Genomic DNA, 13,724 nt, shown 5'->3' on the forward strand with positions numbered 1-13,724 from the left:
CTGGGGTGGCGCAGCGCGTGTCCCGCGTCCTGCCGGGGATTGGCAATGGCGGGGGCCGCGATACGCTCGCACCGTCCATCCTCGACCACGATCCAGGTGGGGTGAGTTGGCGCGCGCCGTGAGCGCGTGGGCGTCCCCGGGCGCCTTGCAAAAAGGGCGCCCGATGAGACAGGGCGCCGCTTCTCTTGTCCGTGTCCGTCGCCGCCGGCACGCCGCACGCTTGGCGGAGGATAATCGCATCGGGGCCCGGCGACCCCGCACCGGCGCGTCTGCGGCCTCAGGTCTTGGGCTTGCCGGTGTTGATGCCGAGCAGGCTGTAGGGCGGGCAGGTCCCCATTGCCGAGGTGGCAAGCAGAACGACGGCGACGATCCCGGCGATCCAGGCCCAGGCCCCGCCGAGCGACGTGAAGGCGAGGATGAGCAGCACGACCCCGATCGCGGCGCGGATCGCGCGGTCGGTATTTCCCATATTCTTTTCGAACATTGCCTTTCTCCCTTGCTGACGGGCCGCGCGTTCGTGGCAGGCCCGATACTCTGGAGGTGGGCGGCCGGCCAAGCGTTTCAAGGCCGGCCGGCCGCCGAGCCGCGTGGGGAGACGACCCGCCGCAGGCCGTTCAGCCCTCTTTCTCGGCGGTGTTCAGGCCGATGAGGTTGTAGAGCGGGCAGGACGACATCAGGCCGGTGGCCAGCGGAACGATGCCGAGCAGCCACCACGGGCTGGGATCGGACAGGAACGCCCAGATCAGCAGCATGAGGGCGCCAAGGCCGATACGGGCGATGCGGTCGGTGCCGCCGACGTTCTTCTTCAGCATGGTCTTCTCCGATGAATGTGTGTCACTCGCCCGACTCGCGCGGGCATTGCGACACGACCATGCACTTCGCCGGGGCGACCGTCTGTGACTGTGTCACCCAGCCCCGCCATCGACCGCGGCAAGCCCGGCAAGGGCGGCTTCGTCGATCAGGGTCACCACGCCCCGGTCAAGCCGCACGGCGCCGGCCTTCGCCAGGGCGTCCAGCCGGCGCGAGACGACCTCGCGCGCGGTGCCGATCCGGGTGGCGATCTCGTGGTGGGTGGCATGGACGGCACCGTTTTCGGCGCTGGCGAGCAGTTCGGCGGCCAGGCGGCTTTCGACCCGCTGGAACGCGACCCGTTCCAGCAGGGCCATGACCGACTGAAGCCGCTGCGCGAAGGCGCCGAACACGAAGCGGCGGAAGATCGGGCTCCGGTCCATCAGCGTCGTGAAGGTTTCGCGCGGAACCAGAACCGCCTCGCACTCGCTCACGGTGATCGCCTCGCCGGTATAATCCTCCCCGCCCAGCAGGCCGAGCGTGGACTGCACGCAGGACTGGCCAGGCTCGATCCCGTAGAGCAGGATTTCCCGACCCGTCGGGCCGATCAGGAACACCTCGACCCGGCCCGACAGAAGAATCGTGAAGCCGCGCGCCGCTTCGCCGGGGCAGAACAGCACCTTGCCCTTGGGCAGGCGCATCACCGGCAGACCCTCCAGCCGGGCGGCGATGCCGGGCTCGAGCCCTTGGAGCCCGGGGGCGCGCGCGACCCAGTTCATCCGCGCCCGCGTTTTTCGAAGCGCGGCAGCATGGCCGAGAAATCGCGGCCCTTGCCGTCCTCCCGCTCGACGAACTCGGCGTAGAGTTCGGCGGCGCGCTGGCCCATGGGCGTGTCCGCGTCGGCCGTTTCGGCCGCCTGCATCGCGAGACGCAGGTCCTTGAGCATGAGGTCCGCTGCGAATCCGGGCTTGTAGTCGTTGTCGGCGGGGCTTTGGGGGCCGATGCCGGGGGCCGGGCAATAGGTGTTCAACGACCAGCTCGACCCGGACGATGTCGAGACGACGTCGAACATCCGGTCCCGGTCAAGCCCCAGCTTGTCGGCCAGCGCGAACGCCTCGCAGGTCACGACCATCGTCGCGCCGAGGATCATGTTGTTGCAGATCTTGGCGGCCTGTCCGTTGCCCGAGTCCCCGCAATGCACTGCCTTCTGGCCCATCACGTCGAAAAGCGGTTTGACCTTGGCGAAGGCCTCTTCGGGGCCGCCGGCCATGAAGGTCAGGGTGCCGGCCGTCGCGCCGCCCACGCCGCCCGAGACGGGCGCGTCGACAGCCATGACGCCGGCCGCCTCGGCCTCGGCCGCGACCGCGCGGGCGCTGTCGACATCAACGGTCGAACAGTCGAGCAGCACCGCGCCCTTCTCCATCACGGGCAGAATCTCGGCGGCCACGGACCGCAATATGTCGCCGTTGGGCAACATGGTGATGACCACCTCCCGGTCCCGGGTCGCCTCGGCGACGTTCGCGGCGGTCGCGACGCCTTCGGGGCCGGGGGCGGCGAGATCGAACCCGATCACGTCATGGCCGGCCTTCGCGAGGTTCGCCGCCATTGGCGCCCCCATGTTTCCCAGTCCGATGAACCCCACCTTCATGTCAGCTCCTCCTCAAGGTTCAATTCGTCGGCGCCGAGCGGCGCCAGCATGGCCTCCACGTCCTCGCGCGACACGGCGTCCATATCGGCATGCCGCCAGCGCGGGCTCTTGTCCTTGTCGATGATCGCCGCGCGTATGCCTTCGAGGAAGTCCGATCGTTCCGGCGCGCGGTGGGTGAAACGGTATTCCAGCGCGAGGGCCGCGCGGATCGTCGGGGCCGGTCCCAGCCGGCGCTGCATCTCGATCGCGCAGGCCATCGCCAGGGGGCTGTTCCGCCGCATCCGTTTCAGTGCGTCCGTGGCGAGGTCCGACCCGTCGGCGTCCAGCGCTTCGGCAATCTCCGTCAGGGCGGCGCCGGCGAAGAGCGCGTCGATCCGGGCCTGCCGGGCGGCGAGGGGGCTGTCCGGCGTGGGGGCTGGGGCTGCCGCGCGCGCGATCGCCGCCGGGTCCCCGGTCGCGACGAGGTCCTCGGCAAGCGCCTGCCAGGTGTCTTCTGGCACGAAATGATCGGCGAACCCGGCGTGAAGCGCATCGCCCGGCCCCATGCGCGCGCCGGTGACGCCGAGATACGTGCCCAGCCGCCCGGACGCGCGAGCCAGAAGCGCCGAGCCGCCGACATCGGGCACCAGCCCGATGCCGCATTCCGGCATCGCCACCTGCGCGCTTTCGCCCACGATCCGGTACGCGGCGTGGCAGCCGACGCCAACGCCGCCGCCCATGGTGAAGCCGTGCATCAGGCTGACCACCGGCTTGGGGAATTCCGCGATCTTGGCGTTCATCCGGTATTCGTCGCGCCAGAACTTCTGGCCATAGGCGTAGTCGCCCTTGGTGCCGGTCTCGTACATCACGGCGATGTCGCCGCCCGCGCAGAACGCCTTGTCGCCGGCGGCGTCGATCAGCACCAGCGCCACGCTGTCCTCCGACCGCCACGCATCCAGCGCGTTCTCTATCTCAAGGCACATGTCGTAGGTCAGCGCGTTCAGCGCCTTCGGACGGTTCAGCGTGATACGGCCCGCACGGCCCTCGGTACGGATGTCGATGTCGCTCATCCGCGCGCCTCCAGCATCTGGCGGGCCACGATCAGCCGCATGATCTCGTTGGTGCCTTCGAGGATCTGGTGCACGCGCAGGTCGCGCACGATCTTCTCGATTCCGTAATCGGCCAGGTAGCCATAGCCGCCATGCAGCTGCAGGCACTGGTCGGCGACGCGGCTGCCGGCCTCGGTCACGAATTTCTTCGCCATCGCGCAGAACCTGGTGGCATCCGGCGCGCCCTGGTCCAGTTTCCACGCCGCCTGGCGCAGGAAGGTGCGCGCGGCCTGAAGCTCGATCTCCATCTCGGCCAGCCGGAACTGCAGCGCCTGGAACTGGTCGATGGGTTTTCCGAAGGCCTTGCGCTCACCCATGTAGGCGAGCGTCGCGTCGAGCGCCGCCTGCGCGGCGCCCAGGCTGCAGGCCGCGATGTTCAGTCGTCCACCATCGAGCCCCATCATCGCGTAACGGAAGCCCTTGCCTTCCTCGCCTAGCAGGTTCCCCGCGGGCACCGCGCAGCCGTCGAACTGTACCTGGCGGGTGGGCTGGGCGCGCCAGCCCATCTTGTCTTCGAGCCCGCCGAAGGACAGCCCCGTGGCGCCGTCCTCAACGACAATCGCCGAGATACCCCGGGGGCCGTCCTCGCCCGTGCGGGCCATCACGATATACGCGTCCGAATAGCCGCCGCCCGAGATGAACGCCTTGGTGCCGGTCAGGCTGTAGCCCTCGTTGGTGCGCTGGGCCTTCGTCTTCAGCGCCGCGGCGTCCGAGCCCGAGCCCGGTTCGGTCAGGCAGTAGGAGAACACCGTCTCCATCGTCAGCGCCGGGGCGAGGAAGCGCGCCTTGATGTCGTCGGTTCCGAACGCGTCCAGCATCTTGGCGCACATGTTGTGGATCGACAGGAAGGCGGCGACGGACGGGCAGGCCATCGACAGCGCCTCGAACACCAGCGTCGCGTCGAGGCGGCTAAGGCCCGCGCCCCCGGAATCCTCACTGACGTAGAGCCCCGCGAAGCCCAACTCGGCCAACCGGGGCCAGAGCGCCTTCGGGATCGTGCCGTCCTTTTCCCAGGCCAGCGCGTGCGGCGCGATATGCTCGGCCCCGAATGCCTGCGCCATGTCGAAGATCGCCACCTGCTCTTCGCTCAGTGCGAAATCCATCGCTGTCCCCCCGGCTTATTGAACGCGCGTTCATCTGGCAGAGAAGGCTTCCGGATTGCAAGGGCCGGCGGCGTCACAGATCGGCGTTGTATTCCTCGATCAGCGAACGGATCACCGCGCAGACCGCGCCTTCGGAATCCTTGCCCTCGGCGCGCGCGGCGGCATGGACGCGGCGCTGGCGGTCGGCCGAGGTGCCGTCGGCGATCACGTCGCGCGCGGCGTGCACCTCGTTCAGGCAGCCCAGCACCGCGGCGTCCGGTTCCACGAAGGCGATGAGTTCTTCCAGAAGGTCCGAGAACGGCACCAGTTTCTTGCGCCCGAAATCGATCAGCCCTTCGCTGACGCCGTAGCGCTGCGCGCGCCAGCGGTTTTCGCCCACGAGAAAGCGTTCGTAGACCCGCCAGCGCTGGTTGAGCCCGGCCAGCCGCCAGAGCATCCGGGTGATGCACTGCGTCAGCGCGGCAATCGACAGGGTGTGTTCGAGCCTGGGCGAGACATCGCAGATGCGGCTCTCCAGCGTCGGGAACCGGGCGGAGGGGCGCAGGTCCCACCAGATCTTGGTCGCGTCCTCGATCACGCCCAGATTGACCAGCGCGCCGACGGAGCGTTCGTAATCCGACCAACTCTCGAAGCGGGGCGGCAGGCCGGTGCGGGGGAGGTTGTCGAAGACCGTCAGCCGGTAGGAGGCCAGCTCCGTATCCAGCCCCTGCCAATAGGGCGAGGAGGTCGACATCGCCAGCAGGTGCGGCAGGAAATAGCTGAGCTGCGCCATCAGGTCGATGCGCTGGTCCTTGTCGGGGATGCCGACATGGACATGCATCCCGCAGATCAGCATCCGCCGCGCGACCGCGGCCAGCGCCCGGTCGAGGTCGTTGTAGCGATCCTTGTCGGTGTGGTGCTGTTGCTTCCAGTCGGCGACCGGATGGCAGGAGACGGCGATGGGGGCGAGCCCATGATCGGCCGCGTGCCGGGCGACCGTAGCGCGCAGCCGCCGCAGGTCGTCGCGGGCCTGGCCGATATTGCCGCAGACCCGCGTGCCGACCTCGATCTGGCATTGCAGGAATTCCGGGGTGACCTGATCGCCGAGATCGGCGGCGCAGGCTTCCATCAGCGCCTTGGGCGCCTCGACCAGGGCGCAGCTGTCCTTGTCGACGAGGAGGTATTCCTCCTCGATTCCGATCGTGAAGTCCGGCACCTGCGCCATCGCCGCTCCCCTGGCCGCAATGGTTCGACTTGAAACCGGGCGCGCCGTTTTGGCAAGCCCGGGCATCGCGCACGACGGCCACGCGTTCGGCGCGGGTGTGCGGAGACTCTCCGTGAGGACGGCGGCGGGATGCGGTCGAAGGCGCCGCGCCGGCGACGCCGATGATTCGATGCGGCGCGGTTGCACGCCGTGCCGCGCCTCCGCCGCAAGGAGGTGTTTTTCGCCTCTCGGGGAGGCCGGTCAACAGCTAAGGCAGCCTGACGTCGCGGTGCGAGGCGACCGCGGCCGTGCGTCAACGAAATTCCTTTGCGATGACATTGTGGAGCGATAACAATTCTATCGGGCTGGGGGCGCGATTTCACGCACCTGTGAGAATTTGGGAGAGAATGACTTGATGCTGAACCTTTTTAGGACCGCGGCGATCACGGCGGGGGGCGTGGTTGTGATGGCGGGGGGCGCTGTCGTTGTCGGCGCTTCGTCGGCGCACGCGGCAACGATCAAGACTGTCGACTACGGTCCGAGCACGCCGCCGGCGAACGACTGTGCCGGCGTGTTCGGGGAGTCGTTCGACGCATGCGTCGCCCCGGACGGATCGCCCGTCATCGCCAAGTGGGATGTCGACGAGGACAAGTGGGAAATCAACAGCGCGTTCGGCGACGTGACGTCGAGCATGTTCACGGTGAGCTATGACAGCGGGACCGACAGCAGCGGGACCTGATCCTACGTCCCTTGCTCCACTTGCTTGCGGGTGACGAGCTGGGTGGCAAAGGACGGCGATGGCTTCCGCTGGTTCTACTCGGATCCGAAGGAGGCGGTGTTCTCCGGCGAATGGAGTACCCTCAGCAAGGGCCCGTCGCATATCACCTTCTACGACTCGGCCCCGGCGCCGATTCCGCTGCCCGCCGCGGGCTGGATGCTGCTGGCGGGCGTGGGTGGCCTGGCGGCGGTCCGTCGGCGCAAGACGGCCTGAACGCGGGCCTCTCAAGGTCCGGCAAGGCTCGAGGGGCGGCCATGTCGGCCGCCCCTTCTCGTTTCAGTCCATCTGCTTGAAGTGGAACTCGCCGCCTTCCTTGAGGCCGGAGGGCCAACGCGAGGTGACGGTCTTGGTCCGGGTGTAGAAGCGGAAGGCATCGGGGCCGTGCTGGTTCAGGTCGCCGAACCCCGATTTCTTCCACCCGCCGAAGGTGTGATAGGCCAGCGGCACCGGGATCGGCACGTTGATCCCCACCATCCCGATATTGATCCGGTTCGCGAAGTCGCGCGCGGTGTCGCCGTCGCGGGTGAAGATCGCGGTGCCGTTGCCGTATTCGTGGTCCATCGCATAGCCCAGCGCCTCGTCGTAGCTTTTGGCGCGGACGGTGGACAGCACGGGGCCGAAGATCTCCTGTCGATAGATCTCCATCTCCGGCGTGACCTTGTCGAAGAGCGACGGGCCCACGAAATAGCCGTTCTCATAACCCTGCAGGCTGAAGTTGCGGCCATCCACCACCAGCTCTGCCCCCTGTTCGACGCCGGAGTCGATGAGGCCCAGCACGCGCTCCTTGGCGGCGGCGGTCACCAGCGGGCCGTAATCCACGTCGGCGCCGGACGTGTAGGGGCCGACCTTCAGCTTCTCGACGCGGGGCACCAGTTTCTCGATCAGCCGGTCGGCGGTTTCCTCACCCACGGGCACGGCCACGGAAATCGCCATGCAGCGTTCGCCCGCCGCGCCGTAGCCCGCACCCACCAGCGCGTCGGCAGCCTGGTCCATGTCGGCATCGGGCATGATGATCATGTGGTTCTTGGCGCCGCCGAAACACTGCACGCGCTTGCCGTTCGCGCAGCCCCGCGAATAGATGTATTCCGCGATGGGCGTGGAGCCGACGAAGCCGATCGCCTGGATGGTGGGGTTGTCCAGGATCGCGTCCACGGCGTCCTTGTCGCCGTTGACCACCTGCAACAGGCCGTCGGGCAGGCCGGCCTCCTTCAGCAACTCGGCCAGCATCAGCGGCACCGAGGGGTCGCGTTCCGACGGCTTCAGGATGAAGGCGTTGCCGCAGGCCAGCGCCGGGCCCATCTTCCACAGCGGGATCATGGCGGGGAAGTTGAACGGCGTGATGCCCGCGACCACGCCCAGCGGCTGGCGCATGGAATACATGTCGATGCCGGGGCCGGCGCTGTCGGTGAATTCGCCCTTCAGCAGATGCGGCGCCCCGATGCAGAACTCGATGACTTCGAGGCCGCGCTGCACGTCGCCCTTGGCATCGGGCAGCGTCTTGCCGTGTTCCGAGGACAGCGCCTCGGCCAGCTTGTCCATGTCGCGGTTGATGAGCCGGACGAATTCCATCATCACGCGGGCGCGCTTCTGGGGGTTCGTCGCGCCCCAGGCCGGCTGCGCCGCGGCCGCGGCGGCGACGGCGGCGTCGAGTTCGTCCTTGCTGGCCAGCGGCACGCGCGCCTGCACCTCGCCAAGCGCGGGGTTGTAGACATCGGCGAAGCGGCCCGAGCGCCCCTGCACCTGCTGGCCGTTCACGAAATGGGTCAGTTCTTTCATCGCATCCTCCCACGATCTGCTTCGCGTGAAGGTTAGTCTTGCAAGTTTCAACGGAACAGGGGCAGTTTTCCAAATGGGTTTTGCGAAAATGCAAGAGTAGAGGCGATGAACTGGGATGACATGCGGCTGTTCCTGGCGGTGGCGCGCGCCGAAAGCCTGACCGGGGCGGGCAAGACGCTGCGGCTGGACCCCGCGACGCTGGGCCGACGGATCGCGCGGCTTGAAGAGGCGCTGGGCACTGCGCTTTTCGCGCGGTCGCCGCGCGGCTATGGCCTGACCGAGGCTGGCGAGCGGCTGATGTCGCGCGCGGTCCAGGCCGAGCAGGCGCTGACCGAGGGCGCCGAGGAGATCCGCGGCCAGCCGGGGCAGTTGACCGGCTCGGTCCGGATCGGGGCGCCGGACGGGGTGGCGAATTTCCTGCTGCCGCAGGTCGCCGCTTCGATCTGCGACGCCAACCCGGGGCTCGAGGTGCAGATCGTCGCGCTGCCCCGGGTCTTCAACCTCAGCCGCCGCGAGGCCGACATGGCGATCGCGGTCAGCCCGCCCGAGACCGGGCGTCTCACGGTGCAGCGGATCACCGATTACCGGCTGCACCTTGTCGCCCATCGCGACTACCTGGCGCGCCATCCGCCGGTCCGCGGGTTCGACGACCTCAGGGGGCACCGGATCGTTGGCTACATCCCCGACATGATCTTCGACAGCGAACTCGACTACCTGTCCGAGATCGGGGTCGAGCGGGTGACGCTCGCCTCGAACTCGGTCTCGGTGCAGCTGAACTGGCTGCGGGCCGGGGCGGGGTTGGGGATCGTCCACGATTTCGCGATCCCCGCTGCGCCGGGGCTGGTCAAGGTGCTCTCCGAAACGGTCTCGTTGAAGCGCAGCTTCTACATGATACGCCACGGCGACGACCGGAAACTCGCGCGGCTCACACGCTTTGCGGGCCTCCTGTCCGAGGGGCTCCGGGCGGAGGTTGCTCGGCTGGAGCTACAGGCGGCTTGACATAATGCCGCACCGGAGGCGACGCTTGCCCACGGGGGATGCTCACGGGGGAGACACCACATGCAAGTCCACCAGATCCTGAAAGCCAAGCTCGTGCCCGGCGTGGCCACGGTGACGCCCGACACCACGATTTCGCAGGCCGCGGCCGAACTCGCCGCGCGGCGCATCGGCTCTCTGGTGGTCAGTCCCGACAATGCCGCGGTCGCCGGAATCCTGTCGGAACGCGATATCGTGCGCGAACTCGGCCGGCGCGGGGCCGGCATCCTGAGCGAACCCGTCTCCGCGATCATGACGCGCGAGATCAAGACCTGTTCGCTGGAGGACACGGCCGACGGGGTGCTGGCGATGATGACCGAGGGGCGCTTCCGCCACATGCCGGTGATGGACAATGGCAAGATGGTGGCGTTGATCTCGATCGGTGACGTGGTCAAGGCGCGCCTGTCCGAGCTGTCTATGGAGAAGGACGCGCTGCAGGGCATGATCATGGGGTTCTGAGCCCCGGGGGCACGCGCCGTCGCAGCCGGCCATGCTGCGCTTGCAAAACAGGTCGCGATATTGTTGCGTGCGCCGGGAAACTGGCAGAAAGGGGTCCCCATGCGCATCGGCCTTTATCCCGGCACCTTCGACCCGCTGACGCTCGGCCATATCGATATCATCACCCGGGCCTGCGCGCTGGTCGACCGCTTGGTGATCGGGGTCGCGATCAATCGTGACAAGGGGCCTCTGTTCTCGCTCGAAGAGCGCGTCGACATGATCGAGGCCGAATGCGGGCCGCTGGGGCAGCGCACCGGGACCGAGGTCGTCGCCCACCCGTTCGAGAACCTGCTGATCGACTGTGCCCGCGACGTGGGCGCCACGATGATCGTGCGCGGACTGAGGGCCGTTGCGGATTTCGAGTACGAGTTCCAGATGGTCGGCATGAACCGGGCGCTGGATTCCAGCATCGAAACGGTGTTCCTGATGGCCGATGCGCGCCGCCAGGCGATCGCCTCGAAGCTGGTCAAGGAGATTGCGCGGCTGGGCGGTGACGTCTCCAGCTTCGTCACGCCCGCGGTGCGCGAGCGGCTGGTCGCGAAGTTTGACTGACGGTCCAGTGCGGCCCGCGGCGCGCTGGCCCCGGACAGGCCTATCGCCAGACCGCGAGGGCGTTGGTCAGGTCCACGAACTTGCGGGCGAGGAAAAGGGTCGCGGAAAAGCCGTTCAGGGCATAGTCCGCGCACAGCGCGGTGACGATCAGCGCGAACAGGCCCAGTGCGGCACGATTGCTCATCCCCGGTCTCCGGGGCGGGGCGCGTGGGCGAGAAGACGGTCCATTCCAAGGCTCCGGCGAGCGGGGTTTCGCTTGGCTTAACAGCTGCGGACAGCGGATCAAGCGCAGGCGATAAGCCCTTGACCCGAAAGGGGGGCGCAATCCACGATTCCGTGGGCTAAAGTGGATCAACGAGGCGTCGGCCCGATTCGGTCGGGCGGGCGCGGGGGCTGTGGCGACAAGGCCGGGAACAGGCAGGCATGAGCGAAATCACCGAGTTTGAGCGCCGGATCACCGCGGCGTTGGAGCGGATCGGGCAGGGTCTGGAAGCGTTGGAGCGGATCGATCCCGACCGCCCGGACCCATCCGAGCTGGAGGGGCTGCGCGAAGCGCTGGAAACCGAGCGCAGTGCCAATGCCCAGCTCAACGAACGCGTCAAGGCAATCCGCGAGCGTCAGGAGACGCAGGTCGCCCGGCTCGATCAGCGGGCGCAGGATATGACGGCCCGGGCCGAGAAGCTGGAGGCCGAGGTCGACCGGCTGCGCGCGGTCAATGCCCGCCTGCGCGAGACGAGCGCCGCGTTGCGGGCCGCGAATGCCGACGGGCTTGGAGATGCGGGCGCGATCGACGCAGCCATGGCGGCCGAGATCGAGGCGCTGGCTGCCATGCGTGAGAGCGAGCGCTCGGAGCTCGAGGACATCATCGCCGAACTCAAGCCGCTGGCCGACGGGGGAGAGGCCCATGCCTAACGTGGATATCGTGATCGGCGGCCGCAGCTTCGAGGTGGCCTGCCAGACGGGCGAAGAGCCGTTCCTCGAGGCCGCGGCGCGCGCCCTGGATGCCGAGGCGTCGGCGCTGATGGGGCAGAACGGGCGGTTGCCCGAGGCCCGCATGCTGCTGATGGCTGGGCTCATGCTCGCCGACAAGACCGTCGGGATCGAGGAGCGGCTGAAGGGGCTGGAGGCCAAGCTCTCGGCGGCCGAGGCGAAGATCGCGGAGTTGGAAAACGCGGTCCCGCCAGAACCGGAGCGCGTAGAAGTCCCGGTCGTGCCGCCGGCGGTTACCGAGACCCTTGCCGAGCTTGCGGCGCGGGCAGAAGCGCTTGCGGACCGGGTGACGGAGAAGGTGATGGAAGACGGCGCGCGCTGAGCGCCGGGCCGGGCAGGGCGGGACGCTCCCCCCAGGGCCGCAGGGCCAGCAGGCCGAGCAGACGGTCAAGCCCGGAGACAAGCACGCCAAGCGCCGCCTGGGGCAACGGTCGGCGGCCCGGCTCGGGCAAGGCGAAGTACAACAGCCGCCCGCTGTCCACCTCTTCGACGATGCCGCCCATCGCGAAGGCCAGCGGAACAAGCACGCTGCGCGCGACCCGGTTTGCCGGGACCAACCGGCGTGCGCCGGGGCCGTCATGGATGTCGAGCCGCGCGGTGCATCGCGCAAGCCTTTCGTCGAGGCCCTCGGCCGCCCCGTACGGCAGACGCCTGATCAGGTCGCCAGCATCGGCCGAGACCTCGGGGCGGCGGTTCATCTCGATCACCGCGGAGACCGGCGTTCCGAGAACGATCTGTTCGAAGCTTTGACCGTGACGCTGCCGCATGCGCGTCGTGGTCTCGCAGGCAAGCGGCCCGGAAAGGTAGCGCGCCACGCGGTCGAGACCGACACCGTGGCCTTCCGGGCCGTACCAGAGCCGCGCCCTCAGCATCGCCCCCTCAGGCGTTGGCGGCGCGGATCTTGTCGGCGGCCTCCTTCGAGTAGTCCACCCCCTTGTCCTCGAGCAACTGATCGAGCTCGCCCGAAAGCGTCATCTCGGTGACGATGTCGCAGCCGCCCACGAACTCGCCCTTGACGTAGAGCTGCGGGATCGTCGGCCAGTCGGAAAAGTCCTTGATGCCTTGGCGGATGCCTTCGTCCTCGAGCACGTTGATATCGGCGAACTCGACCCCCATGAAGTTGAGCACGCCGGCCACGCGGCTGGAAAAGCCGCATTGCGGCATGTCCTTGGTGCCCTTCATGAACAGGACGACGTCGTTGCCTTCGATGGTCTGCTTGATCTGGTCCTGGGCGGTCATCTCTCAGCCTTTCCTGTCTTGTGCGGGGTCCGTCGCGTCGGGCGGCGTGTACCCCCTGTCAGTCTCTTCCTCGGCGCCGGCCTGTTCCTCTGGGTCTTCGTAGCCAGGCGCCTCCTCGTCGAACTCGAATTTCTCGCGCCAATCCTCGACCGGCCCCTCACGCCGGTGGCGCCTGTACTCGTGAAACGCGGCGTAGGCGAAAAATCCGGCGAAGGGCACGATCAGGCAAATGACAAGAGCCGTCGTCCACGTCAATCCGGCGCCTTCGTCGTCAGCGCCAGGGCGTGCAGGGCCCCCTGGCTGCCGGCCATCTTGTCCTTCAGGGCGGCATAGACCGCGCGTTGCTGCTGGACGCGGTTCATGCCGCGGAAGCTCGCGTCGATCACCTCGGCCGCATAGTGGTTCCCGTCGCCGGCGATGTCGGTGATGGTGATCCGCGCCTCGGGGAATTTCGCGCGGATCAGGGTTTCGATCTCTTCGGGCGAGATGGCCATGGGCGGGCGTCCTTTCTGCTCGTCCACCGAAGATGTAGATTGCGTGGCGCGTGCCTGCAAGCGGTCAGGACGGCCACTCTTCGCGCAGCAGGCCGAACAGCATCAGGTCGGCGATATCGCCCGCCGGGCGGCGCCAATGGCGCCGCAAGGTACCCTCGCAGGTGAATCCGGCGCGCCGGTAGAGCGTCTGGGCGCGAACATTGTCGCCGGCCACGTCGAGCCAGATTCGCCTCACGCCGAGGGCGTCGAAGGCATAGCCGATCAGCGCGTCGAGAAAGGGCCGCCCGCGCCCCCGGTCGGTCTGTGCGAGGGCAAGCCGGCGCAGCTCGGTGCGGCCGGCCGGGTTGTCGAGTTCGCAGAACAGCGCGAAGCCCTCGGGCGTGCCGTCCGGTTGCCAGACGACGAGCGTGCGGTCCGGGCTGGCCAGATGCGCCGCGAGGGCATCGTCGTCTTCGTCTACCACGAAACGTGCGTAGTCCGGGCGACCGGCGACCGCGTGGATGAAGGAAAAGTCGGCAGCGGTCGCGATGCGGATACTCTGCGTCATCGGG

At 68.0% G+C, this 13,724-nt stretch carries 21 protein-coding genes; 7 read left to right on the forward strand and 14 right to left on the reverse strand.

What is annotated here, in order from left to right:
* Positions 1 to 277: 277 nt before the first annotated feature.
* From BUR28_RS01760 to BUR28_RS01790, 7 genes are all read right to left on the reverse strand, one after another.
* Positions 278 to 484 carry a YgaP family membrane protein gene (locus tag BUR28_RS01760; RefSeq protein ID WP_074218551.1) on the reverse strand — a complete coding sequence of 69 codons (207 nt, stop codon included), beginning with the start codon at positions 482 to 484 and terminating at the stop codon, positions 278 to 280.
* Between the two features lie 130 nt (positions 485 to 614).
* Positions 615 to 812, reverse strand: a complete 198-nt coding sequence (locus BUR28_RS01765) for a YgaP family membrane protein (protein WP_074218552.1) — start codon at positions 810 to 812, stop codon at positions 615 to 617.
* Positions 813 to 905: 93 nt separating this feature from the next.
* On the reverse strand, positions 906 to 1,568 hold the full coding sequence (locus BUR28_RS01770; protein WP_074218553.1) for a Crp/Fnr family transcriptional regulator: 663 nt from the start codon (positions 1,566 to 1,568) through the stop codon (positions 906 to 908).
* Complete coding sequence (mmsB, locus tag BUR28_RS01775; protein WP_074218554.1) at positions 1,565 to 2,437, reverse strand: 3-hydroxyisobutyrate dehydrogenase; 873 nt, start codon at positions 2,435 to 2,437, stop codon at positions 1,565 to 1,567. The genes BUR28_RS01770 and mmsB overlap by 4 nt, the downstream gene beginning before the upstream one ends.
* Positions 2,434 to 3,486: an enoyl-CoA hydratase/isomerase family protein gene (locus tag BUR28_RS01780; RefSeq protein WP_074218555.1), complete on the reverse strand. Its 1,053-nt coding sequence runs from the start codon at positions 3,484 to 3,486 to the stop codon at positions 2,434 to 2,436. Before BUR28_RS01780 ends, mmsB begins: the two co-directional genes overlap by 4 nt.
* Positions 3,483 to 4,628, reverse strand: coding sequence for an acyl-CoA dehydrogenase family protein (locus tag BUR28_RS01785; protein WP_074218556.1), 1,146 nt, complete (start codon positions 4,626 to 4,628; stop codon positions 3,483 to 3,485). Before BUR28_RS01785 ends, BUR28_RS01780 begins: the two co-directional genes overlap by 4 nt.
* A gap of 73 nt (positions 4,629 to 4,701) precedes the next feature.
* Complete coding sequence (locus BUR28_RS01790; protein WP_074218557.1) at positions 4,702 to 5,832, reverse strand: carboxylate-amine ligase; 1,131 nt, start codon at positions 5,830 to 5,832, stop codon at positions 4,702 to 4,704.
* Positions 5,833 to 6,223: 391 nt separating this feature from the next.
* Here BUR28_RS01790 and BUR28_RS01795 point away from each other — a divergent pair, with 391 nt between their 5' ends.
* Positions 6,224 to 6,550 carry a hypothetical protein gene (locus BUR28_RS01795; protein ID WP_175566871.1) on the forward strand — a complete coding sequence of 109 codons (327 nt, stop codon included), beginning with the start codon at positions 6,224 to 6,226 and terminating at the stop codon, positions 6,548 to 6,550.
* A 30-nt stretch (positions 6,551 to 6,580) separates the two neighbouring features.
* The gene (locus BUR28_RS19175) at positions 6,581 to 6,802 is read left to right on the forward strand and encodes a VPLPA-CTERM sorting domain-containing protein (RefSeq protein ID WP_254813781.1); all 222 of its coding nucleotides are present in this window, start codon (positions 6,581 to 6,583) and stop codon (positions 6,800 to 6,802) included.
* Positions 6,803 to 6,865: 63 nt separating this feature from the next.
* On the opposite strand, the gene BUR28_RS01805 is transcribed toward BUR28_RS19175, so the two are convergent.
* Complete coding sequence (locus BUR28_RS01805) at positions 6,866 to 8,365, reverse strand: CoA-acylating methylmalonate-semialdehyde dehydrogenase (protein WP_074218559.1); 1,500 nt, start codon at positions 8,363 to 8,365, stop codon at positions 6,866 to 6,868.
* Between the two features lie 105 nt (positions 8,366 to 8,470).
* Here BUR28_RS01805 and BUR28_RS01810 point away from each other — a divergent pair, with 105 nt between their 5' ends.
* From BUR28_RS01810 to coaD, 3 genes are all read left to right on the forward strand, one after another.
* Positions 8,471 to 9,364 (forward strand): LysR family transcriptional regulator, encoded by an 894-nt coding sequence (locus tag BUR28_RS01810; protein WP_074218560.1) that lies wholly within the window; start codon positions 8,471 to 8,473, stop codon positions 9,362 to 9,364.
* A gap of 60 nt (positions 9,365 to 9,424) precedes the next feature.
* Positions 9,425 to 9,859, forward strand: a complete 435-nt coding sequence (locus BUR28_RS01815; RefSeq protein ID WP_074218561.1) for a CBS domain-containing protein — start codon at positions 9,425 to 9,427, stop codon at positions 9,857 to 9,859.
* A 99-nt stretch (positions 9,860 to 9,958) separates the two neighbouring features.
* Positions 9,959 to 10,450 (forward strand): pantetheine-phosphate adenylyltransferase, encoded by a 492-nt coding sequence (coaD, locus tag BUR28_RS01820; protein ID WP_074218562.1) that lies wholly within the window; start codon positions 9,959 to 9,961, stop codon positions 10,448 to 10,450.
* A gap of 40 nt (positions 10,451 to 10,490) precedes the next feature.
* On the opposite strand, the gene BUR28_RS19790 is transcribed toward coaD, so the two are convergent.
* A complete protein-coding gene (locus BUR28_RS19790; RefSeq protein ID WP_175566872.1) occupies positions 10,491 to 10,634 on the reverse strand; it encodes a hypothetical protein in 144 nt (47 codons plus the stop codon).
* 239 nt (positions 10,635 to 10,873) lie between these two features.
* Here BUR28_RS19790 and BUR28_RS01825 point away from each other — a divergent pair, with 239 nt between their 5' ends.
* A complete protein-coding gene (locus BUR28_RS01825) occupies positions 10,874 to 11,362 on the forward strand; it encodes a hypothetical protein (protein WP_074218563.1) in 489 nt (162 codons plus the stop codon).
* The gene (locus BUR28_RS01830; protein ID WP_074218564.1) at positions 11,355 to 11,762 is read left to right on the forward strand and encodes a cell division protein ZapA; all 408 of its coding nucleotides are present in this window, start codon (positions 11,355 to 11,357) and stop codon (positions 11,760 to 11,762) included. Before BUR28_RS01825 ends, BUR28_RS01830 begins: the two co-directional genes overlap by 8 nt.
* On the opposite strand, the gene BUR28_RS19180 is transcribed toward BUR28_RS01830, so the two are convergent.
* From BUR28_RS19180 to BUR28_RS01850, 5 genes are all read right to left on the reverse strand, one after another.
* Positions 11,674 to 12,255: a hypothetical protein gene (locus tag BUR28_RS19180; RefSeq protein ID WP_139307464.1), complete on the reverse strand. Its 582-nt coding sequence runs from the start codon at positions 12,253 to 12,255 to the stop codon at positions 11,674 to 11,676. The genes BUR28_RS01830 and BUR28_RS19180 overlap by 89 nt on opposite strands.
* 64 nt (positions 12,256 to 12,319) lie before the next feature.
* A complete protein-coding gene (gene grxD, locus BUR28_RS01835; protein ID WP_074218565.1) occupies positions 12,320 to 12,679 on the reverse strand; it encodes a Grx4 family monothiol glutaredoxin in 360 nt (119 codons plus the stop codon).
* Positions 12,680 to 12,682: 3 nt separating this feature from the next.
* Complete coding sequence (locus BUR28_RS01840; protein WP_074218566.1) at positions 12,683 to 12,934, reverse strand: hypothetical protein; 252 nt, start codon at positions 12,932 to 12,934, stop codon at positions 12,683 to 12,685.
* A complete protein-coding gene (locus BUR28_RS01845; protein WP_074218567.1) occupies positions 12,931 to 13,173 on the reverse strand; it encodes a BolA/IbaG family iron-sulfur metabolism protein in 243 nt (80 codons plus the stop codon). Before BUR28_RS01845 ends, BUR28_RS01840 begins: the two co-directional genes overlap by 4 nt.
* 64 nt (positions 13,174 to 13,237) lie before the next feature.
* Entirely contained in the window at positions 13,238 to 13,720 is a 483-nt protein-coding gene (locus tag BUR28_RS01850) for a GNAT family N-acetyltransferase (protein ID WP_074218568.1), read from the reverse strand.
* Between the last annotated feature and the right edge of the window lie 4 nt (positions 13,721 to 13,724).

This window comes from Rhodovulum sp. ES.010 (genome assembly GCF_900142935.1).
GTDB lineage: Bacteria > Pseudomonadota > Alphaproteobacteria > Rhodobacterales > Rhodobacteraceae > Rhodovulum.

Coding starts and splice junctions, on each gene's coding strand:
- BUR28_RS01785 (WP_074218556.1), bottom strand. CDS start 4,628: ATGGATTTCGCACTGAGCGAAGAGCAGGTGGCGATCTTCGACATGGCG.
- BUR28_RS01825 (WP_074218563.1), top strand. CDS start 10,874: ATGAGCGAAATCACCGAGTTTGAGCGCCGGATCACCGCGGCGTTGGAG.
- BUR28_RS01815 (WP_074218561.1), top strand. CDS start 9,425: ATGCAAGTCCACCAGATCCTGAAAGCCAAGCTCGTGCCCGGCGTGGCC.
- BUR28_RS01810 (WP_074218560.1), top strand. CDS start 8,471: ATGAACTGGGATGACATGCGGCTGTTCCTGGCGGTGGCGCGCGCCGAA.
- BUR28_RS01805 (WP_074218559.1), bottom strand. CDS start 8,365: ATGAAAGAACTGACCCATTTCGTGAACGGCCAGCAGGTGCAGGGGCGC.
- BUR28_RS19790 (WP_175566872.1), bottom strand. CDS start 10,634: ATGAGCAATCGTGCCGCACTGGGCCTGTTCGCGCTGATCGTCACCGCG.
- coaD (WP_074218562.1), top strand. CDS start 9,959: ATGCGCATCGGCCTTTATCCCGGCACCTTCGACCCGCTGACGCTCGGC.
- mmsB (WP_074218554.1), bottom strand. CDS start 2,437: ATGAAGGTGGGGTTCATCGGACTGGGAAACATGGGGGCGCCAATGGCG.
- grxD (WP_074218565.1), bottom strand. CDS start 12,679: ATGACCGCCCAGGACCAGATCAAGCAGACCATCGAAGGCAACGACGTC.
- BUR28_RS01790 (WP_074218557.1), bottom strand. CDS start 5,832: ATGGCGCAGGTGCCGGACTTCACGATCGGAATCGAGGAGGAATACCTC.
- BUR28_RS01830 (WP_074218564.1), top strand. CDS start 11,355: ATGCCTAACGTGGATATCGTGATCGGCGGCCGCAGCTTCGAGGTGGCC.
- BUR28_RS01845 (WP_074218567.1), bottom strand. CDS start 13,173: ATGGCCATCTCGCCCGAAGAGATCGAAACCCTGATCCGCGCGAAATTC.
- BUR28_RS01760 (WP_074218551.1), bottom strand. CDS start 484: ATGTTCGAAAAGAATATGGGAAATACCGACCGCGCGATCCGCGCCGCG.
- BUR28_RS01765 (WP_074218552.1), bottom strand. CDS start 812: ATGCTGAAGAAGAACGTCGGCGGCACCGACCGCATCGCCCGTATCGGC.
- BUR28_RS01850 (WP_074218568.1), bottom strand. CDS start 13,720: ATGACGCAGAGTATCCGCATCGCGACCGCTGCCGACTTTTCCTTCATC.
- BUR28_RS01770 (WP_074218553.1), bottom strand. CDS start 1,568: ATGAACTGGGTCGCGCGCGCCCCCGGGCTCCAAGGGCTCGAGCCCGGC.
- BUR28_RS01780 (WP_074218555.1), bottom strand. CDS start 3,486: ATGAGCGACATCGACATCCGTACCGAGGGCCGTGCGGGCCGTATCACG.